General features: G+C 38.0%; 20 protein-coding genes. 7 read left to right on the top strand and 13 right to left on the bottom strand.

Annotation, left to right across the window (positions count from 1 at the left end; translation table 11 throughout):
• Window positions 1-59: 59 nt before the first annotated feature.
• Entirely contained in the window at window positions 60-257 is a 198-nt protein-coding gene (locus BJ095_RS08665) for a hypothetical protein (protein ID WP_107934939.1), read from the bottom strand.
• A gap of 120 nt (window positions 258-377) precedes the next feature.
• Here BJ095_RS08665 and BJ095_RS08670 point away from each other — a divergent pair, with 120 nt between their 5' ends.
• On the top strand, window positions 378-1,004 hold the full coding sequence (locus tag BJ095_RS08670; protein ID WP_107934940.1) for a YktB family protein: 627 nt from the start codon (window positions 378-380) through the stop codon (window positions 1,002-1,004).
• A 378-nt stretch (window positions 1,005-1,382) separates the two neighbouring features.
• On the top strand, window positions 1,383-2,621 hold the full coding sequence (locus BJ095_RS08675; RefSeq protein WP_107934941.1) for an NAD(P)/FAD-dependent oxidoreductase: 1,239 nt from the start codon (window positions 1,383-1,385) through the stop codon (window positions 2,619-2,621).
• 100 nt (window positions 2,622-2,721) lie between these two features.
• On the opposite strand, the gene BJ095_RS08680 is transcribed toward BJ095_RS08675, so the two are convergent.
• Together BJ095_RS08680 and BJ095_RS08685 are read right to left on the bottom strand one after the other, a co-directional pair.
• The gene (locus BJ095_RS08680; protein WP_107934942.1) at window positions 2,722-2,991 is read right to left on the bottom strand and encodes a UPF0223 family protein; all 270 of its coding nucleotides are present in this window, start codon (window positions 2,989-2,991) and stop codon (window positions 2,722-2,724) included.
• Between the two features lie 22 nt (window positions 2,992-3,013).
• Window positions 3,014-3,973 carry an NAD(P)H-dependent flavin oxidoreductase gene (locus BJ095_RS08685; RefSeq protein WP_107934943.1) on the bottom strand — a complete coding sequence of 320 codons (960 nt, stop codon included), beginning with the start codon at window positions 3,971-3,973 and terminating at the stop codon, window positions 3,014-3,016.
• Window positions 3,974-4,116: 143 nt separating this feature from the next.
• Between BJ095_RS08685 and BJ095_RS08690 the strand changes: the two genes are divergently transcribed.
• Entirely contained in the window at window positions 4,117-5,586 is a 1,470-nt protein-coding gene (locus BJ095_RS08690) for an aminotransferase class I/II-fold pyridoxal phosphate-dependent enzyme (RefSeq protein WP_107934944.1), read from the top strand.
• A 91-nt stretch (window positions 5,587-5,677) separates the two neighbouring features.
• On the opposite strand, the gene BJ095_RS08695 is transcribed toward BJ095_RS08690, so the two are convergent.
• From BJ095_RS08695 to pdhA, 6 genes are all read right to left on the bottom strand, one after another.
• The gene (locus BJ095_RS08695; RefSeq protein WP_107934945.1) at window positions 5,678-6,364 is read right to left on the bottom strand and encodes an LrgB family protein; all 687 of its coding nucleotides are present in this window, start codon (window positions 6,362-6,364) and stop codon (window positions 5,678-5,680) included.
• Window positions 6,330-6,884, bottom strand: a complete 555-nt coding sequence (locus BJ095_RS08700) for a CidA/LrgA family protein (RefSeq protein WP_235867620.1) — start codon at window positions 6,882-6,884, stop codon at window positions 6,330-6,332. The genes BJ095_RS08695 and BJ095_RS08700 overlap by 35 nt, the downstream gene beginning before the upstream one ends.
• A gap of 325 nt (window positions 6,885-7,209) precedes the next feature.
• Window positions 7,210-8,622: a dihydrolipoyl dehydrogenase gene (gene lpdA / locus BJ095_RS08705; RefSeq protein WP_107934946.1), complete on the bottom strand. Its 1,413-nt coding sequence runs from the start codon at window positions 8,620-8,622 to the stop codon at window positions 7,210-7,212.
• A gap of 4 nt (window positions 8,623-8,626) precedes the next feature.
• Entirely contained in the window at window positions 8,627-9,982 is a 1,356-nt protein-coding gene (locus tag BJ095_RS08710; RefSeq protein WP_107934947.1) for a dihydrolipoamide acetyltransferase family protein, read from the bottom strand.
• A gap of 29 nt (window positions 9,983-10,011) precedes the next feature.
• Complete coding sequence (locus BJ095_RS08715; protein WP_107934948.1) at window positions 10,012-10,989, bottom strand: alpha-ketoacid dehydrogenase subunit beta; 978 nt, start codon at window positions 10,987-10,989, stop codon at window positions 10,012-10,014.
• 3 nt (window positions 10,990-10,992) lie between these two features.
• Entirely contained in the window at window positions 10,993-12,105 is a 1,113-nt protein-coding gene (gene pdhA / locus BJ095_RS08720) for a pyruvate dehydrogenase (acetyl-transferring) E1 component subunit alpha (RefSeq protein WP_107934949.1), read from the bottom strand.
• 486 nt (window positions 12,106-12,591) lie between these two features.
• Between pdhA and def the strand changes: the two genes are divergently transcribed.
• Window positions 12,592-13,149: a peptide deformylase gene (def, locus tag BJ095_RS08725; protein WP_107934950.1), complete on the top strand. Its 558-nt coding sequence runs from the start codon at window positions 12,592-12,594 to the stop codon at window positions 13,147-13,149.
• A gap of 231 nt (window positions 13,150-13,380) precedes the next feature.
• On the opposite strand, the gene BJ095_RS08730 is transcribed toward def, so the two are convergent.
• A complete protein-coding gene (locus tag BJ095_RS08730) occupies window positions 13,381-14,151 on the bottom strand; it encodes a Cof-type HAD-IIB family hydrolase (protein WP_107934951.1) in 771 nt (256 codons plus the stop codon).
• 622 nt (window positions 14,152-14,773) lie between these two features.
• On the opposite strand from BJ095_RS08730, the gene BJ095_RS08735 reads away from it, so the two are divergent.
• The gene (locus BJ095_RS08735; RefSeq protein WP_107934952.1) at window positions 14,774-14,983 is read left to right on the top strand and encodes a DNA-dependent RNA polymerase subunit epsilon; all 210 of its coding nucleotides are present in this window, start codon (window positions 14,774-14,776) and stop codon (window positions 14,981-14,983) included.
• A 6-nt stretch (window positions 14,984-14,989) separates the two neighbouring features.
• A complete protein-coding gene (gene rnjA, locus BJ095_RS08740; RefSeq protein WP_107934953.1) occupies window positions 14,990-16,657 on the top strand; it encodes a ribonuclease J1 in 1,668 nt (555 codons plus the stop codon).
• 109 nt (window positions 16,658-16,766) lie between these two features.
• Here rnjA and BJ095_RS08745 read toward each other — a convergent pair whose 3' ends face one another.
• Window positions 16,767-18,335, bottom strand: a complete 1,569-nt coding sequence (locus BJ095_RS08745) for an IS1182 family transposase (protein WP_107934954.1) — start codon at window positions 18,333-18,335, stop codon at window positions 16,767-16,769.
• 377 nt (window positions 18,336-18,712) lie between these two features.
• Entirely contained in the window at window positions 18,713-19,372 is a 660-nt protein-coding gene (locus BJ095_RS08750) for a potassium channel family protein (RefSeq protein WP_107934955.1), read from the bottom strand.
• 119 nt (window positions 19,373-19,491) lie between these two features.
• Between BJ095_RS08750 and BJ095_RS19010 the strand changes: the two genes are divergently transcribed.
• Complete coding sequence (locus BJ095_RS19010; RefSeq protein ID WP_181418009.1) at window positions 19,492-19,653, top strand: hypothetical protein; 162 nt, start codon at window positions 19,492-19,494, stop codon at window positions 19,651-19,653.
• Between the two features lie 646 nt (window positions 19,654-20,299).
• Here the strand turns inward: BJ095_RS19010 and BJ095_RS08755 are convergent.
• Window positions 20,300-20,734, bottom strand: coding sequence for a TlpA family protein disulfide reductase (locus tag BJ095_RS08755; RefSeq protein ID WP_107934956.1), 435 nt, complete (start codon window positions 20,732-20,734; stop codon window positions 20,300-20,302).
• Window positions 20,735-20,769: the final 35 nt, after the last annotated feature.

The following is a 20,769-nucleotide window of genomic DNA, read 5'->3' on the forward strand; positions in this document are numbered from 1 at the left end:
AACAAAAATCACTTGCAGTCAAAATGAATGCAAGTGATTTTTATAAAAATATTAACTTGTTACACATATGCGTGGAGACCATCTAATTCATCCTGTATTTCCTTTAAACGTTTTTTACTTTTCTCCATTTCGTTTTCATCCTTATCTTGCATTGCAATATATAAGGAGGCAAGCTCATAATCGAGCTCAAGACGTAAAACGTGTTCATATTGCTTTTCAATATCAACTTTACGTATAATTTTAATCATCTGTTTCATAGTAAATCACTTCCCTTTCATATTTATAAAAATTTTAGTCTCATGAAATGGTTTGTTACAAAATTTTTCCCAAAAAGCAGATAAAATAAACATGTAAATCAAAGAGGGGGCACAAATATAATGAACAAAATTAAATGGACAAACAAAGACTTCGAGGTTTTCGAAATCGATGGTTTAGAACAGCGAATGGAAGCTCTAACTACTGTTGTTCGCCCGAAGTTCCAAGAATTAGGTGACATGTTTTCAAGTTACTTTAGCGCTAAAACGGGTGATGAATTCTTTCCTCATGTTGCGAAGCATGCTAGAAGAACAATCAATCCACCTAAAGATTCATGGGTAGCATTTGCTCCTTATAAGCGTGGATATAAATCTCTTCCTCATTTTCAAATTGGGCTTTGGAATACACATTTATTCATTATTGTGGCAATTATTTATGAAGCACCGCAAAAATCTGAAATGGCAGATCGTTTATTAAATGCTAAAGAGCTATTTGATAAGCTTCCTGACTCATTTATCCTTTCCGGTGATCATATGTCACAAGACTCAATTTCTCTAAAAACAGGGCGTGAAAAACAGCTGGAAGAATTATTAATTCGATTAAGAGATGTTAAAAAAGGTGAGTTCCTTGTCGGTCGTCACATTTCCCGAGAAGAGGCAATCAATCTTTCATCGGAACAATTCTTACAACTAACTGAAGAAACATTTGAAGCATTAATGCCAATTTATAACACTATAATTGGAAAGTAGCTACTTTTAAAGGCAAAGGTTAGAATCTAACTTTTGCCTTTAAAAAACGCTTATATACGACTTCTCAGCTAAATCCTGATTTAAGTAATTTAAAGCAATTTCTAGAGAAGTTCGTGTTTTGCTTTTGGTGTGTTGTATAATTAATATGCACAAGATACTGACAAACATTACATATTTCAACTAATTCTTTTTAAATTTTTTAAGCTGCTTATTAATAAGCCTGCAAATCTGCACTGTAGAAAATATGCTTCTTAAATCCACTTATATCCCCCTTTTTCTTTAGTAAAAAAAATCCCAAAAAATTCAAGATGATTTAAATGAAAAATATACGGGTAAAGTCCTAGGACATTATTCTACATATTTAAGGGGTGTTTTGAATTGAATCTTTATAATGGAACCTTATATTGGCCAACAACACTTACTACTCAATTTAGTGTAAAAACTGCAAAACAAGCAAAAAAGCTATATGACGCTGTTATCATCGGAGGCGGAATGTCTGGCTGTTTAACTGCCTATAAGCTTATGAAGCAGGGCTTATCCGTCGCTATATTGGAAGGTAAGAAATTTGGACAAGGAAGCACAGCGGCAAATACCGGTTTACTGCAATATTCAAGCGATATTATGCTATCAGAGCTTATCCAACAAATCGGTGAAAAGGAAGCAGTACAGTTTTATAAATTATGTTTTGAGGCCTTGGACGATATAGAGAGCATAGTAAATGAATTGCCTGATGAGGTGGATTTTGTACGTAGACCAAGTATCTATTATGCTAGCGATAATGCAGATGTAAAAAAACTGCGCAAGGAATATGAAACACTGTATAAAAACAATTTCCCATGTGAATTTTGGGACGAGCCAACACTAGAATCCTATATGCATTTTAATAAGCCAGCTGCCATCATTACTTATCAGGATGCAGAAATAAACCCATTAAAATTTATCACTAGCTTATTGAATTATTTACAGGATAATGGTGTTGATTTATTTGAAAATACAACCGTATGTAATACATCCTATGAAAATCAGATAGTTCAGCTTAAAACCTCCAGCCTTTCCTTCAGGGCTAAAGATGTCATATATACAATTGGCTATGAAAAAAAGCAAAATGCCAAAAAAGAAGAGACGAAATTTAATAGGTCCTATGTTATGGTAACAAAACCAATCCAATCTGATTCTAATTGGCATAACAAAGCATTGATTTGGGAAACAAAGAGACCATATCTGTATTTACGCACTACTGCTGAAGGAGCTATCATGGTAGGTGGAATGGATGAAAATATATCAGAGGCTCCAATAGATGAAAAGGTAATTGAGGACTGTGCAGAGAAGTTATTAAAGCAAACGAAGGCATTATTCCCTCACTTAGATTTAGAGATTGATTATTGCTATGCCGCCACCTTTGCAGAAACGAAGGATCAATTGCCATTTATCGGTACTCATCCGACAAAGCCTCACCATTATTATCTGCTTGGTTATGGCGGAAACGGAACTGTATACAGTACACTTGGTTCTAAAATAATATGTGACTTAATAACTGAAAAAGAAAACGATGCTGCAGATATGCTCTCTCTCAAAAGAAAGGACATTCAAAGCAAGCCATTTTCATCAATAGCATAAGCACATATTTATAATACTTATTATTAGAATCTCCTACATTAAAAAGAGGGTAATCGCACAGAATGTTTATTAACGTTCTATGGAATCACCCTCTTTTAATTTACATTTTAATAATTTTGCCGTCTTCTTGTTCCTTCGTCAGCTTTACAACTCTGTAGCTTACATAGCCACTTGCTTCCTCAAACTCGCGAAATACTGTTTTTTCCTCAGCCTGGGAAGGCACTATTTCTTTAAATCGACGATATCTCGAAAGCATATCTTCTCTTTTAATTCCTTTTTCATAGGCTTGTTCAACGCCCTCAAAAAAGCGAATAACATCTACAATTTCTACTGTTGACCAATCTGTTGAAAATGGATATGAATATTCCATAGAAAGACCCTACTTTCTTCATTTAATGTCCCCATTTTACTCTGATTTCTTCTGCTTGTACAACCATTCGGCTAATAAGCTCCTGTACTGTAGGCACATCTTGTATCATCCCAGCTACTTGTCCTGCCCACCCAAAACCGTTCTGCCCATCACCTTCATATATAAATCTCTTATTGGCCTCTCCACTTATATACTCCTTTAAGGCCTCATAGGTTGGAGAAGCTTTTTCAATCTCTATTATTTTATCTGTAAAATTATTTTTTAGGCAGCGTGCTGGTGCTCCAATCGAACGCTTTATAATAGTAGTATCTGACTCAGTACTATTTAATAAGCTTTCAATGTATGCACGAGATGCATGGACACATTCCTTCGTTGCTATAAAGCGTGTTCCCATTTCAATTCCTTCTGCCCCTAATGCATGCGCTGCCATCCACCCTCTACCGTCACCAATGCCTCCTGAAGCAATTACAGGAATGGAGACACTATCTACTACCTGAGGAACAAGCACCATTGTTCCTACATCATCACGGCCTAAGTGACCCCCACCTTCTTGACCAACAACCATTACAGCATCCGCCCCAAGCTCTTCAGCCTTTTTAGCTTGTCTTCTCGCTGCCACCAATACTAATTTTTTAATGCTTGTCCCCTTTAATAAATCAAAAATCGGTGCTGGATTTCCTCCTGTCATGGAAATGACCGGCACATTTTCATCTATTGCAACCTTCACCATTTCCTCATAGCCTTTACCATGCATACCAATAGCAAAGTTTACACCAAATGGCCGATCTGTTTTTTCACGCACCTTATATATCTCCTCTTTAAGCAATAGAGGAGACTTTAAGCTCATTGCAGTTATTTGACCTAAACCTCCAGCATTCGATACAGCTGCTGCTAATTCTGAGTAGGCTAAATAGGCTAATCCCCCTTGAATAATTGGATATTTGATTTCTAGTAACCTTGAAATTCTTGTATCCCAATTCAATTCTTCATCCCCCTTTTTCTTTCTTATAATTAACTACTTCTTTTTAATAGAAAAAAATCCTTTAATTTTTGTAGTCACGAAGTACAATAGATGCTATAATTCTTTTTGTTTTCAAAATTATATAAAGCGAGGTGGTACCTGCGTTGTCACAGTTAGAGACTCCATTGTTCGACGTATTACTCAAGCATCGAAATAGACATCCAATACAATTTCATATTCCAGGACATAAAAAAGGTCAAGGGATGGATCCAGCATTTCGTGAGTTCGTCGGCGACAACGTTTTATCAATTGATTTAATCAATATTGCTCCACTAGATGACTTACATTCACCAAAAGGCGCGATTAAAGAAGCACAAAGCTTAGCAGCTGAAGCCTTTGGTGCTGACCATACATTCTTTTCCGTTCAAGGTACTAGTGGCGCCATCATGACGATGATTTTATCCGTCGTTGGTCCAGGTGATAAAATATTGGTACCTCGGAATGTTCATAAATCAACTATGTCTGCGATTGTTCTATCCGGTGCCATTCCTATTTTTATCCATCCTGAGGTTGATGAAGAATATGGAATAGCACATGGTATTTCGGCAGAATCAGTTGAAAAAGCATTAAAAACCTATCCAGATGCAAAGGCAATGTTAGTAATAAATCCTACTTATTTTGGCTTTGCAACTGATTTAAAGCGTATTGTTGATATTGTACATGCACATAATATCCCTGTTATCGTTGATGAAGCGCATGGCGTACACATTAAATTCCATGATGAGCTACCTTTATCAGCAATGCAGGCTGGTGCAGATATGGCTGCAACTAGTGTTCATAAGCTTGGCGGATCTATGACACAAAGCTCAGTTTTGAATGTACGTGAAGGTCTTGTTACGGTAAATCGAGTACAATCTGTTTTATCGATGTTAACAACAACTTCAACTTCATATCCAATCTTAGCTTCTTTAGACTGTGCTAGACGTCAATTAGCTGTACACGGGTATGATTTAATAGATGAGGCCATTCGCCTGTCTAAGGACGCGAGAAAACGCATAAATAAGATTCCTCATCTTAAAGTTGCAGGAAGAGAAAAACTTCATTCATCAGCAACATATGATATGGATCCAACAAAAATCCTTATTAGTGTAAAAGATTTAGGAATTACAGGTCACCAGGCTGAGGAATGGCTCCGTCACAACGCCAATATCGAAGTCGAATTATCTGACCTTTACAACATCCTTTGTCTAATTACATTAGGTGACACAAAAAAGGAAATAAACTTACTTGTCAATGCATTGCAAAGAATGTCGCAAACCTTTGAATCGGAGGCTACTCAAAGAGAGACAATTGTTAATGTTCCAGATATACCAGCATTGGCAATGACTCCACGCGATGCATTTTATGCCAGTACAGAAGTAATGCCTATAGAAAAATCTGTTGGGTATATTTGCGCAGAGTTTATCATGGTATACCCGCCAGGAATCCCGATTTTCATTCCCGGGGAAATAATTACCGAGGATAATATTGAATATATTAAAATGAATATTGAAGCTGGGTTACCTGTTCAAGGACCAGAAGATTTATCACTTAAAACAATCCGCGTCATTAAAGAACGTATGCCTATCATTTAAAGCTTTAAATTTCTACAATATAAAACACGATTCTCCATTACTAACTGATGGAAAATCGTGTTTTTTTACTCTATTTGGCCAGCTTTTTACATTAAATAAACAGAAATACAAAGATTGGACAAATCACAGCACCAATTACAGCGCTTAGTCCCATAGATAATGAGCCAATCGACAAATCCTCTTCCCCATAATCCTTTAGCTTGGAAACCCCTACACCATGGCTTGCACTTCCCATTGAAATCCCTCTTCCAATTGATGAAGTGACCTTTGAATATTTGTAAACAGCAGGTCCAAATAATGCTCCTGTAAACCCTGCCACCATAACAAATACAGCAGTTAAAGGTGCAATACCACCTATCGTTTCACTTACCTGCATCGCAACAGGTGTTGTTAAGGATTTAGGAAGTAAAGTTAAGATCAAATTCGTTTCCATTTTCATGATTTTCAACATGATATATACACTCAATAATCCACTTAGCATGGCTATAAAAATACCAGATAGAATCGTATATTTAAATTTCATTATTAATCGCCTTTGGTTATATAGTGGATAAGCTAAAGCCACAACGGCTGGTCCTAATAAGTGCTGAATGTATTTCCCACCCTCCATATAGTCGGAAAATGGAATATGAAAAACTAATAATGCTGCAACTAACACAAGTGTCGTCGTTAATATTGGCAATAAAACAGGATATGGATACCTCTTATGAAGCTGATACATCAATAGAAATAGCACCACTGTACTAACGATGAAGATGACTGCCTTCAAGTATTTCATCCTCCTTCGTCTTCTCATTTTGCTGAGGTTCTTTTAGTGAAGCTGATGGATTTAAGACATGCGAGTCCTTCTCCTCAACTGAATCTAGCTCTGTCTGCATAACCGCAACTGCTTCTTTTTTTTCGATCATGGCTAATTCTTTTTTCTCAATCATTTCACTTAGCTTGCTCGATATTAAGATAGCAAATAATGTACTGACAAAAACTGTGCTAAGAAGAAGAATGCCTTCAAGTGAAAGTAGCTCTGGATAATCAATGATTCCAACAATCGCAGGAATGAAAAATAACGTCATAAAGGCAATTAAAAAACCTGCCCCCTCACGAATATATTCAACCTTAACCCACTTCATTTTCAAGCAAACAGCTAAAAGCACTAACCCCAATATACTTGCAGGCAGTGGCAACCCCGTAACCTTGACAATTAAAACGCCAATATAATAAAAAACATAGAGTATCAATATTTGAGCAATGGTTCTTATAATTCTCATCAGGGCATCCGTAAGCCTTAAACTCAATTTCATTTCGAGTCCCCCCTATTTATCGTAATTTTACGCCTATTCAAAACGACTGTCTACGTATCTAGCAAAAAATAGGAAGAGTTTCTTATAGAAAACTAAAGTGTAGAGTGGTAGTAGGCTTCACTAGAGGTATGTGAGTTGCTATTAATTCATAGCGAGCTACCTACCAGGAGCAACTATATTATTTAATATGTAATTTGGCGTAGTATGGAAATCTTTTAATATCCACTAGCAGGCTCTTACACGCAACTTACATTATCTTCACTCTCTATCCCCACTACATTAAAAAAGGCCCTCACACATAAGTGCAAGGGCCTCTAAATAGATATTATTTTGAAATGATATGGATTGGGTTGCCTAGTAATACTTCAGCAGTTTCCATTGTGATTTCACCTAAAGTTGGGTGAGGGTGGATTGTTAAAGCTACGTCTTCAGCAGTCATGCCGCCTTCGATCGCTAAGCAAAGCTCAGAAATCATATCAGATGCACCAGCACCGATAATTTGAGCTCCAACTAGTAAGCCATCTTCTTTACGAGCTACTAATTTAACGAATCCTTCAGTTTGGTTTAATGCTAATGCACGACCGTTAGCTGCGAATGGGAACTTCGCAACCTTCACTTCTAGGCCTTCAGCTTTAGCAGACTCTTCGCTGTAACCAACAGTAGCCATTTCTGGATCTGTGAAGCATACAGCTGGGATTGCTAGGTAGTCAACAACTGATTTTTCACCAGCGATTGCTTCAGCAGCAACTTTACCTTCGTAAGATGCTTTGTGAGCAAGTTGTGGACCATCAACGATATCACCGATTGCATAGATGTTTGGAATATTTGTGCGACATTGTTTGTCGACTTTGATTATACCGCGCTCAGCAAATTCGATACCGATTTGCTCTAAACCGATTTCATCTGTGTTTGGACGACGACCTACAGTTACTAATACGTAGTCAGCTTCAACTTTTTTCTCTTCTCCGCCTACTTCGTAAGAAACGATTACGCCATTTTCGTTTTCTTCCACACCTTTAGCAGATGCGCCTACTTCGATTGTAACGCCTTTTTTCTTAAGACCTTTTTTAACGATAGCAGTCATTTGTTTTTCGAAGCCAGCTAAGATATCTTTTCCGCCTTCAATGATTGTTACTTCAGTACCGAAGTTTGCAAATGCAGAACCTAATTCCGTACCGATGTATCCACCGCCGATAACAACTAATTTCTTAGGTAATTCTTTTAAGTTAAGAGCACCTGTAGAGTTTAGTACGCGATCTGTATATTTGAAAGTCGGAATTTCAACAGGACGAGATCCAGTTGCTAAAATTGCATTTTTGAATGTATATGTTTGAGCAGAATCTCCATTGATAATACGCACTGTATTTGCATCAGAGAAATATGCTTCACCTTGAACGATTTCTACATTGTTGCCTTTTAAAAGACCTTCAACACCGCCAGTTAATTTTTTAACTACGCCGTTTTTGAAGTTCTGTACTTTTTCAAAGTCAAGCTTCACTTCAGAAGCGAAAACACCCATGTCCTCTGAATGCTGTGCTTGTTCAAAACGGTGACCAACTGAAATTAACGCTTTAGAAGGAATACATCCAACATTAAGGCAAACGCCACCTATTACATTTTTTTCTACAATTGTAACTTTTTGACCAGTTTGAGCTGCACGAATTGCTGCTACATAACCACCAGGTCCGCTACCTACTACTAAAGTGTCAATTTCGATTGCGAAATCTCCTACTACCATATTATTACGCCTCCATTAATAAAAGTTCCGGGTCACTTAACAAACGTTTTAAATGATTTAAAGCATTTTGTGCTGTGGCTCCGTCGATCATTCGATGATCAAAGCTCAATGATAATGCTAACACAGGTGCGCCTACAATTTCACCATTTTTTATCACAGGTTTCTCAGAAATTCTTCCAATACCTAAAATTGCCACCTCAGGATGGTTAATAACTGGTGTAAACCATTGACCTCCAGCAGATCCAATATTCGTAATTGAGCATGAACCGCCTTTCATTTCATTAGGTGATAGACGACCTTCACGGGCTCTTGTTGCTAAGTCATTGATTTCTCCAGAAATAGTGAAGATTGATTTACGATCTGCATGCTTTACTACAGGTACAAGTAATCCTTTTTCAGTATCTGCTGCAATTCCAATGTTGAAATAATGCTTTTGAATAATTTCATTTGTTGCATCATCGAATGAACGGTTGAACTCAGGGTACTCACGTAATGTAGAAACTAAAGCTTTCACTACATAAGGTAAATAAGTTAACTTGATACCTTTTTCTGACGCGATATCCTTGAATTTTTTACGGTGTGCCACTAATGCAGTTACATCTACTTCGTCCATTAATGTAACGTGTGGAGCCGTTTGTTTCGAATGAACCATCGCCTTAGCAATTGCTTTTCGAATTCCAGAAATTTTCTCGCGTGTTTCTGGGAATTCGCCCTCAAGGTTAACAGGAGCTGGTACAGCAGCCTTTTCTTCAACAGCACTCTCTTCAACCACTGCCGTATCTTCGACAGCTTCAGGTGTAGAGGCTTTCGCTCCGCCAGACAAGAAGCTTTCAATATCTTCTTTTAGGATACGGCCATTTTTACCCGTTCCACTTACTTGCTGAATATTGACATCTTTTGATCTTGCGTATTTACGAACTGATGGCATTGCAATGATTCGTTTATCATTATCTGTAGAATCTGGTGAAATATCCACAGCTGGGTCTTCTTTAGAATCTCCCTTAACTGGCGCTTTTTCAACTTTATCGCCATCCTCGGCAGTTCCTTGAACCTGTGCACTAGTTGTAGAAGTTGTTTCTTCTTTATGATGATCGTCACCTTTGAATTGAAGGTTTTCGTAGCCAGGTGCATCAATTCGAATGATTACATCTCCTACTACTGCTACAGACCCTTCCTCAATAAGAATTTCCTGAATAGTTCCTTCTACTGGTGAAGGCATTTCTACAACAGCTTTATCATTTTGAATCTCACAAAGTACGTCATCTTCTTGAATTTTATCGCCAGGTTTCACAAACCATTTTACGATTTCCCCTTCATGTATACCTTCTCCAATATCAGGCATGCGGAATTCAAACGCCATATTTTTTCACCCTTTCCTTCGACAAATGATTAGAATGTTAATACTTTTTTCGCAGTTTCCAGGATATCCTTATAGTTAGGCAGCCAAATGTTTTCTGCTTGTGGGAATGGATAAATTGTATCCGGTGCTGCTACACGTAAAACCGGTGCCTCTAAGCTTAAAATTGCACGTTCTGTAATTTCAGCTACTACATTTGCTGCGATACCAGCTTGCTTTTGTGCTTCTTGAACAACGATTGCACGATTTGTTTTTTCAACAGACGCAATAATTGTTTCAATATCTAATGGTTGGACTGTACGTAAATCCACTACCTCTACTGAGTATCCTTCTTTTTCAAGCTCAGCTGCTGCTTTTAAGCTTTCGTGAACCATTAAGCCGTATGCAAAGATCGATAAATCTTTCCCTTCACGCTTCACGTCCGCTTTGCCTAGTGGAACTGTGTATGATTCTTCAGGTACTTCTTCTTTTACAGAGCGATATAACTTTAAGTGCTCTAAGAAAATAACCGGATCATTATCGCGAATTGATGAAATTAATAGACCCTTCGCATCATATGGCGTTGATGGAATAACTACTTTTAAGCCTGGTTGTTGAGCCATTAAGCCTTCTAAGCTATCAGAGTGCATTTCAGGTGTATGAACACCGCCTCCGAATGGAGAACGAATCGTTACAGGCATATTGAAGGTATTGCCAGTACGGTAACGGTAACGAGCTAACTGACCACTAATAGAGTCCATCACCTCATAAACGAAGCCAAAGAACTGGATTTCAGGTACTGAGCGATAGCCAGTTAAAGATAAACCTACTGCTAAACCACCAATACCAGATTCAGCAAGTGGTGTATCGAATACACGGTCTACACCGAATTCTTTTTGAAGACCTTCAGTAGCACGGAATACCCCGCCGTTCACACCTACATCTTCCCCGAACACTAAAACATTTTCATCATCTCTTAGTTCGCAACGGAGTGCATCCGTAATCGCTTGAATCATTGTCATTTGTGCCATAGGTTATTTCGACTCCTTTGCTTTAAAGACTTCATATTGTTCTTGCAAATTGTATGGCTTTTCTTCGTACATATTTGAAATTAAGTCCGTTACTTTTTGTTTAGGTGCCTCATCGGCTTTTTTGATCGCTTCTTTAATTTCTTCTTTTGCACGTTCGATTACTTCTGTTTCTTTTTCTTCATTCCATAAGCCTTTACCTTCTAGGTAAATACGGAATCGAACGATTGGGTCTTTTGCTGCCCATTCACTATCATTATCTGAAGTACGGTAACGAGTCGGATCGTCACCTGACATTGTATGTGGACCATAACGATAACACATTGTTTCGATTAGAGATGGCCCTTCTCCTCTAACTGCGCGATCACGTGCATCCTTAGTTGCAACATAAACCGCAAGGGGATCCATTCCATCAACTAGCACACTTGGAATACCTGCTGCTATCCCTTTTTGTGCAATTGTTTTTGCAGCTGTTTGTACTTCACGTGGTGTTGAAATTGCAAATTGGTTATTTTGTACAATGAAAATTGCTGGAGCCTTAAACGCCCCTGCAAAGTTGATTCCTTCGTAGAAATCCCCTTGAGAAGACCCGCCATCACCAGTATAAGTAACAGCTACATCAGCAGTACCGCGTTTCTTGATACCTAGTGCTACTCCAGCAGTTTGAACGTACTGTGCACCGATAATGATTTGAGGTGGTAAAACATTTACGCCCTCAGGAATTTGGTTACCTACGAAATGACCTCTACTAAATAGGAAAGCTTTCCAAAGTGGCAGACCGTGGTATACGATTTGAGGAACATCACGATAGCCTGGTAATATCCAGTCATTTTTCTCTAAAGCATAGTGTGAAGCTAATTGAGAAGCCTCTTGCCCAGCTGTTGGAGCATAGAAACCAAGTCTTCCTTGGCGGTTCAACGAGATAGAACGTTGATCTAAAATTCGTGTATATACCATACGTGACATTAATTCAACTAGCTCGTCATCTGATAAATTCGGAACAGCAGCCTCGTTGACAATTTTGCCCTCTTCATTTAAAATTTGGAACATTTCAAACTGATTTTCAATTATCTCTAAAGTAGCAGCTGGATCAAATTGTTTTGAATTTTTTTCTCCCATATAGCACCTCTCCTTAAGTTCTGTATTAAAATTAATTCCAAAAACATTAGTACAATATCTTGTTAAATTGAGTATATAAAAATAAATCCATTCGGTCAATCATTGATTTCCGTTTATTTTGCACTTTTTTTCTCACTAAACAACTATTCAACACAACTCAACTGTTATATATTAATCGATAAACTGTATTACAACAGAATTTACCAACTCATGCGCTTATTAGTTTCCTTAAATAACTTTCCTCCAAAAAAATCCTTTATTATTTGTATTCACCTATACTTTTGTCACTAAACTTTTCTAAAGCAAAATAAATCAACATATGATATTTTTTATAATAGATAAAAACATTTTTTGTATTTTGCAAGTATACGCCGATTCCTCTGTATTATGTGCTCATAAAGCCTATTATCAAGAATCCTTGGCCATTCGCAAAGAATACTACTATACTTTAATTACATAGTAATTTAGTGAAAGGAAGTTTATAGAATGATTTTAATGGAAGATATAATTCGTGAGGGTCACCCTACATTAAGAACTAAAGCAGAGGAAGTGAAGTTTCCTCTATCTGAGGATGACCGAGCTCTTGCTCATGACATGTTAGAATACCTTATTAACAGCCAGGATCCTGAAGCTTCACAAAAATACGGTCTTCGTCCTGGAGTTGGTTTAGCAGCAAACCAAGTAAACTCATTAAAAAGAATGTTTGCCCTTCATTTAGAAGACGATAATGGGGAGCAATTAAGCTTTGTAGCCATTAACCCTAAAATCGTTAGTCACTCTGTCGAAAAAACCTATCTTCCCTCTGGAGAAGGCTGTCTTTCGGTTGACCGTTCAATTCCAGGGTTCGTCCCTCGATATGCAAGAATTACTGTTAAGTTCTTCACGGTTGATGGCGAAGAAAAGAAACTACGTCTAAAGGGAATGCCTGCTGTTGCCTTTCAGCATGAATTAGACCATTTAAACGGCATTATGTTTTATGATCACATTAATGAAGCAAACCCGTTCGATCAAGTGCCAAATTCCTTCCCATTGGGTGAAGAATAAAAAACCTATTATGAGGTGTCCAGTCGTGTTTAATAGCTGGGCACTTTTTTCTTTTCGTTCGAGTCTCTTCCAAGAATAGAATCGAAAGAAAAGAGGGGATGTCTCAAAATTACAGACGCCCCCATCATTATTAACAAATTATTTTGTTTATAGTCTAAGCATTTTAAAACATATTACATAGACTAATAAAGAAAAGAATACTTATGAATCGATACTTCCTACTTAAAATAGTTAAATAATATTAAGAAGCTTCATGGCTTTTGCTATACCATCATGATCCACGTGGTCAGTTACAATATCTGCTACTGCCTTTGCCTGTTCTACTCCATTGCCCATAGCGACTGACGTACCAACCTCCTGAAGCATTTCGATATCATTCAAGCCGTCTCCAAAGGCTATTGAGTTTTCAATCGGGATATTGATTTTTTCTAATAATGTTTTAATCCCTCTCGCTTTTGAACCGTCCTTTGGCAAAATGTCGCAGGAATAGGGATGCCATCTAACAAATTTGACCTCGGAAAAAGTTTCTCTATAGAGCTGCTCATCGGATTCTTCGATAAAAATAAGCGTTTGATACACATCATTGTCTTCGTAAAATAGCGGGTTGCTGTACGGGTACGGATATTTTAATGTATTCAAGCTTTGCTCGATAAAGGAATGACCTTCAATAGAAGCAATCATTTCTTTGTCATCGATAAAAACTACCGGGTGATTACGCTGGTGTCCAAAATCGATTATTTTTGCCAAATACTCCTTCGGTACACTGTCAGTATAAATTACTTCACCCTTGTAAACGACGTATTGACCATTAAACGTGACATATGTATCAATTTCTAGCTCCTCTAAAATGCTTTCAATCATAAAAGGCGCTCTACCTGTTGCAATCGCAATTTCATAGCCGTTAGTTCGTGCTGCTTTAATAGCTTCTTTTGTGGATTCCGGGATTATTTTCTCATCATTATAGAGTGTCCCATCCACATCAAAAAATATGATACTTGTCATTTCATAACCCTCTCAACACATATTTATATGTAAACGGAAAATACTTTACATATAGAGAATCGTCAGTATTCTTGTAAGTTAGGAGTGATGCGCCATGTTAAAACGACTCAAAAAGAGAATTTTGAAACGATTAAATGGCATCCTCGGAAAAAAATCAATTGCTTAAGCCCTTCAAAAACGGAGGGCTTTTCTTTATTTTAAGACAGACGCATGATAATATAAAGGAAATGCATCTTTAACAAGGATTATTGACATTTAGCTTCTTTCATAATAGAAGAAACAAACTTTATCCAATTACAAAGATTCAAGGTCGCAATTAAAGGATAAGCATAACTAGATAGTTCCTCCGAGCTTTCTTATAGTGTGCCAATCGAAAATTTTAAATACCTTAGCGGTAGAACAAGACTCTTTAACCAATTGATGGTAAAATGGGTACAAGTGTTTTTTCGTGTTAAGAGAAATTATTGAAAAGAAGTTAAAGCTTTTTGCAAAAACAGTAGCTTTTGATATATCATCTTTTATTAATTATGGAATTTTAACGCTACTCTTTTTATGGCAAGTAGTTCACTTTAAATAATCTATACGATGCACGTAAATGTACGTTAATTAAAGGAGAGAAATCATGATTTACAAAGTTTATTACCAAGAAAACGCTCTAGAGGTACCAGTTCGCGAAAATACTAAAAGTCTTTATTTAGAAGCAGCTTCAGAAAGAGAAGTGCGTAACTATTTAAAAGATCGTAACTTTAACATCGAGTATATCCAATTACTCGAGGGCAATTATTTAGAATATGAAAAAAATAGCCCGAACTTCCATGTGGAGAACGCTTAGATCATTATGAAATTTGTAAAAAATGATCAAGCAGCGGTATTCGCTCTCGGCGGACTGGGCGAAATCGGAAAAAACACCTATGCAGTACAATTCCAGGATGAAATTATCGTAATTGACGCTGGAATTAAATTCCCGGATGACGATTTATTAGGAATCGACTATGTTATACCGGATTACACTTATTTAGTACGTAATGTTGACAAAATCAAAGGCCTATTCATTACCCATGGCCATGAGGATCATATTGGCGGTATTCCTTATTTATTACGCCAATTAAATATCCCTGTGTACGGTGGCAAGCTTGCTTTAGGTTTATTGCGAAATAAATTGGATGAGCATGGTTTACTGCGTACAACAAAGCTTATCGAAATTAAAGAAGACGATGTGATCAAATTCAGAAAAACATCCGTCAGCTTCTTCCGTACAACTCACAGTATTCCTGACGCATATGGAATCGTTGTTAAAACACCTCCTGGCAATATCGTGCACACAGGAGATTTTAAGTTCGACTTCACGCCTGTCGGAGAACCTGCGAACCTAACAAAAATGGCTGAAATCGGCCGTGATGGTGTCCTTTGCTTACTATCTGATAGTACAAATGCAGAGGTTCCAAACTTTACAATGTCCGAACGCAAGGTTGGCGAAAGCATAGATGATATTTTACGTAAGGTTGATGGTCGTATTATTTTTGCGACTTTCGCTTCAAATATCCATCGCCTACAGCAAGTAACAGACGCAGCAGCACAATTTGGCCGTAAAATTGCCGTATTCGGTCGTTCAATGGATAATGCTATTTCGATTGGACGTGAATTAGGCTACATTACAGCACCGAAAGAGACATTTGTTGATGCCCAAACGATTAATCGTTTACCAGCAAACGAAGTACTTATTTTATGTACAGGCTCTCAGGGTGAACCAATGGCTGCATTATCTCGAATTGCAAATGGTACACATAGACAAATTCAAATTCAACCTGGAGATACTGTTGTATTCTCTTCTTCACCAATCCCAGGAAACCAAATGAGTGTTAATAAAATTATTAACCTATTATTCCGTGCGGGTGCAGAAGTAATCCATGGTTCTTTAAACAATATCCATACATCTGGACATGGTTCTCAAGAAGAGCAAAAGCTAATGCTTCGCTTGATGAAGCCAAAGTTCTTTATGCCAATCCATGGTGAGTATCGTATGCTAAAAATGCATACTAAACTAGCAGAGGATTGCGATGTTCTTATTGACAATACCTTTGTAATGGAAAATGGTGAGGTTCTAGCTCTAAGCGCAAATGAAGCTCATGTGGCTGGAAAAATCCCTTCTGGAGATGTTTACATTGACGGAAGTGGTATTGGTGACATCGGTAATATCGTATTACGTGACCGACGCATCCTTTCTGAGGAAGGCTTAGTCATCGTCGTTGTAAGTGTTGATATGAAAAAGCAAAAGCTAGTTGCTGGACCAGACATCATCTCTCGCGGCTTTGTTTACATGCGTGAATCAGGCTCACTTATTAGTGAAGCTCAAAAAATGCTAAACAATCATCTAAATGAAATGGTTCAAGTAAAGTCTACACAGTGGACTGAAATGAAAAACGAAATCACTGACGTTTTAGGACCTTATCTATTTGAGAAAACAAAACGTCGTCCAATGATTTTACCAATCATTATGGAAGTTTAAGCACATAAAAAGGGGCTGGGACAGAATTAGTTCCAGTTCACGCAAAAAGAGAAATTGCACAATGCAATTTCTCTTTTTGCGTTTTATAAAGAAAATATTGGAAGAGGTGTTATCCTCTTACCGCATATTTCCTTAAATTTGTGGCCATTAATGCCAAGCCTATTTCGTTAGTAACCTTCGATTTTCCACGAACTGAAAATCGGCGGAAACACAAATTAGCCTTCAAGAATCCAAAAACTGGTTCCACGTCAATTTTACGTCGACGATAAATGGCAGCCGTTTTTTCTTCTGAAAGCTTCGCTCTTACTTCTTCTTTTTGTTGTTCCCAATTCTCGTTAATCATGAGTCTACGGTTTTTCCCTTCCGCAGCTTTCGTACATTTTGTACGGAAAGGACATCCTGTACATTCCTCACACTCATAGATTTTAAATTCTCGTTGGAAACCTGCTTTATCCGTACGAACAGAATTGTATTGGAATCTTAATCTCTTTTCATTTGGACAAATGTAGACATCGTTTTCTTTCTCATACACCCAATTACTTGTCTTAAAAGGGTCATTTTTATATTTTCGCTTCTGTTCGTTCAAGTATTGATTAAATGTAATGAGTGGAGTTCGTTTGCGTTTGTTAAGAATATCATGGTAATTCTGTTCACTGCCGTATCCGGCATCCGCTACAATATGTTTTGGTAACTCAAAATAATTTTCTTCAATTTGATTAAGAAATGGAATAAGTGTTTTCGTGTCTGTTGGATTTGGAAATACATCATAAGCGAGTGTGTATTGACCTTCAGTAGCGATTTGTACATTATAACCTGGCTTCAATTGACCGTTTTGCATATAGTCATCTTTCATCCGCATGAATGTTGCTTCGTGATCTGTCTTTGAATAACTATTGCGTGTACCAAACACTTCAAAATCCTTTTCATATTTCTGTTTTCTTATAATCCAATCATATACTTGTTTGAGGATTTGCTTTGGTGTTTTTCGTTCGCTACGTAATCTTTTTCGCTCAATGACATCTTCAGAATGTTCTATTTTGCTTGTATAGTCGTCGACTACTTCTTCTAGGTGATGTGCTACTTGAGTTAACTCTTCTATTGATAACTGCTCATCACTTTCACGTTTGATTTCAGGAATAATTTGATGTTCCAATAACTCATCGTAAAGTTTATTTGATTTTTCTACGAGGTTGGTATGATGTTTTTCCACTGATTTTTTCCAAACAAATGTGAACTTATTGGCATTTGCCTCAATCTTTGTGCCATCGATAAAAATCGCTTCTTGATCGATGAGTTTTTCTTCAACTAGCTGACAACGAAATTGTACAAAACATTGGCGAATGAGTTCCTTCATATTGGGATGTACACGAAAACGGTTAATAGTGCGATAACTTGGTTCATATCCTTGGGCAAGCCACATCATACGGATACTGTCTCTTGTCAGATCCTCTATTTTTCTTCCTGAAAAAGTGGATTGTGTGTAACCGCATAAAATTAGCTTTAGCATCATACGTGGATGATATGATGGACAACCAGTATGGTGAATAAAAGGAGCGAAAGCTTCGTTCGGAATGCTTTCGACCAAATGATGGATAGAAAAGGCAATATCATTTTTATGTAACTTTACTTCTAAATCTAGCGGTAATATAATTTGATTCATGTTATAATCTTTAAACATAGGGACACTTCTTTCGTTTGAAATTTGGTTGTAGGATACTTAAATTTTAACAGAGAATGTCCTTTTTTCATGCCTGAAATTATGCAGAGATTTACTTGATATAGAAGAAAAATTAGTTGTTCGGAGTGAAGGCGGCGACTCCCAGGGGACAAGCACGTGGGAGAGACTACAGGCTCGAGCCGTGCCCCCAGGAAAGCGTCCGCCGTAACGGAGAACAACGACTACATAGTAGACACATAATAATAAAGCCGTTCAAACTTTACTCATCGTAAAATTTGAACGGCTTTTGATTTTGAGGCGGGTTTTGTCCCACCCCCTTTTATTTTGGTTTATAGAATGAATATGATATAGAAATGCTGAATTTTTGTTTCAGGCTTTTAGCTCATCATTTTCTTTACGAATCGGTTGATATCCACATCAGCTCCGATTACAAGTAAAATATCGCCTAGCAATATTTTGTCGTCTGCTGCTGGAGAGATGAGAATGGATTCTCCCCTTTTGATTCCGACAATGTTAATACCGTATTTCGCACGAATATCCAAGTCAATTAGTGAAAAGCCTGCGATTCGATCATTCGCTCGAATTTCCATAATGGAATGCTCATCCGATAGCTCCAAATAATCAAGTACATTGCTCGACATCATATTATTCGCAATTCGAATGCCCATATCCCGCTCTGGATGCACCACATGATCCGCCCCAATTTTATGGAGAACCCTTGCATGATAGTCATTGTGGGCCTTCACCGTAATCTGCTCTACCCCAAGGTCCTTAAGAATCAAGGTTGTTAAAATACTTGCTTGAATATTTTCACCAATCGCAATAATTACGTGCTCAAAGTTTCGTAAGCCTAATGACTTAATAACCTCTTCATCTGTTGTATCTGCAATAACTGCTTGTGTGGCAATCTTCGCATATTCATCAACACGCTCTGCTTGTGCATCAATTGCTAATACGTCGGCGCCAAGGCGAATCAATTCCCTAACAATACTCCCACCAAAGCGTCCCAACCCAACTACTACAAATTCTTTTTTCATGCTAAACCTCCGTACAAATTCATCGATGGTATTATTTTAACTTAGTGTCCCTAATTTGTACAAATATCCATTGAAAAAAATGTTAAACGATTTGGAGTGACGAAATTGTAGGATAAGTGTTGAGTTGTGGGTTTCGTATTTATGCATTGAGCCGTTTTGGAGCAGGTGGTGCTTGGAAAAGTAGTAATATCGTTTCTATTGCGACGATTGGGGTAGTTCTGCCATTTGAATCGGAGCTATATCCCTCGCTTTGCTACGTTTCGGGCGGGTCCAGCTTCTGAATCGGAGCTATATCCCTCGCTTTGCTATGATCGGCGCGGGTCTAGCTTTGGGATCGGAGCTATATCCCTCGCTTTGCTATGATCGGCGCGGGTCTAGCTTTGGGATCGGAGCTATATCCCTCGCTTTGCTACAATCGGGGCGGGTCCAGCTTTTGAATCGGAGCTATATCCCTCGCTTTACTACGTTTCGCGCGGGTCTAGCTTTGGGATCGGAGCTATATCACTCGCTTTGCTACGATCCGCGCGGGTCCGGCTTTGGGATTGTAGTAATATCGCTCGCTTTGCTACGATCGGGGCGGGTCCGGCTTTGGGATAGGAGCTATATCCCTCGCTTTGCTACGATTGGCGCGGATCCAGCTTCCGGATCGGAGCTATATCCCTCGCTTTACTACGTTTCGCGCGGGTCTAGCTTTTGGATTGGAGCAATATCGTACACTTTACGACTGTGTAGAGCGGTTCTCCTTTGGCATCGTAGCAATAACGCTCCCTTTGCGACTCCACGGAGCGCCTCCCCTTCTCAATCACATTAATCGCCCCCCAGCTACACAAGAATACCCACTTATAATTATAGCTTCTGCTAATCTCTCCTCCTTCCTCTAAATATAAAAAGCATAGACTCAAAACTTTGGAGTCTATACTTTCCTTGTCATAATATCTTAAGCAATCGCTTTTCTAACATCTTCATGCCACTTCCACCAGCTTGATAGTGGCGAAGTATACCCTTTTTATCAAATACAAAATAGGAAGGAACATATTGATTGTTGAAGGCGTCGTTTAACTTCATTTTGTTATCTATAAAGATAGGCTGTGTGATTTTATATTTGCGGGCTACTTTTTTAATGGTAGTGATATCCATATCCTCATTTGATCTTGGCATATGCACTGCTAAAAAATTCACTTGATCGCTATACTTTTCTCTGAACTTACCGAATTCTGGTAAGGACTCTTTGCAATCATAGCAACTAACTGACCAGAAATGAATAATCGTTGGCCTTTCCCCTATTAGATCTTCGCGCCTTACTTTCCCATTTAACCAATCCGTCTCACCCTGTATGTCAGGCATTGGGGACCGTAATCTCATTTAAACTTCCTCCTTAAAAGAAATAAGGCTCCTTC

Source organism: Ureibacillus chungkukjangi (genome assembly GCF_003217295.1).
In the GTDB taxonomy this organism is placed as follows: domain Bacteria; phylum Bacillota; class Bacilli; order Bacillales_A; family Planococcaceae; genus Ureibacillus; species Ureibacillus chungkukjangi.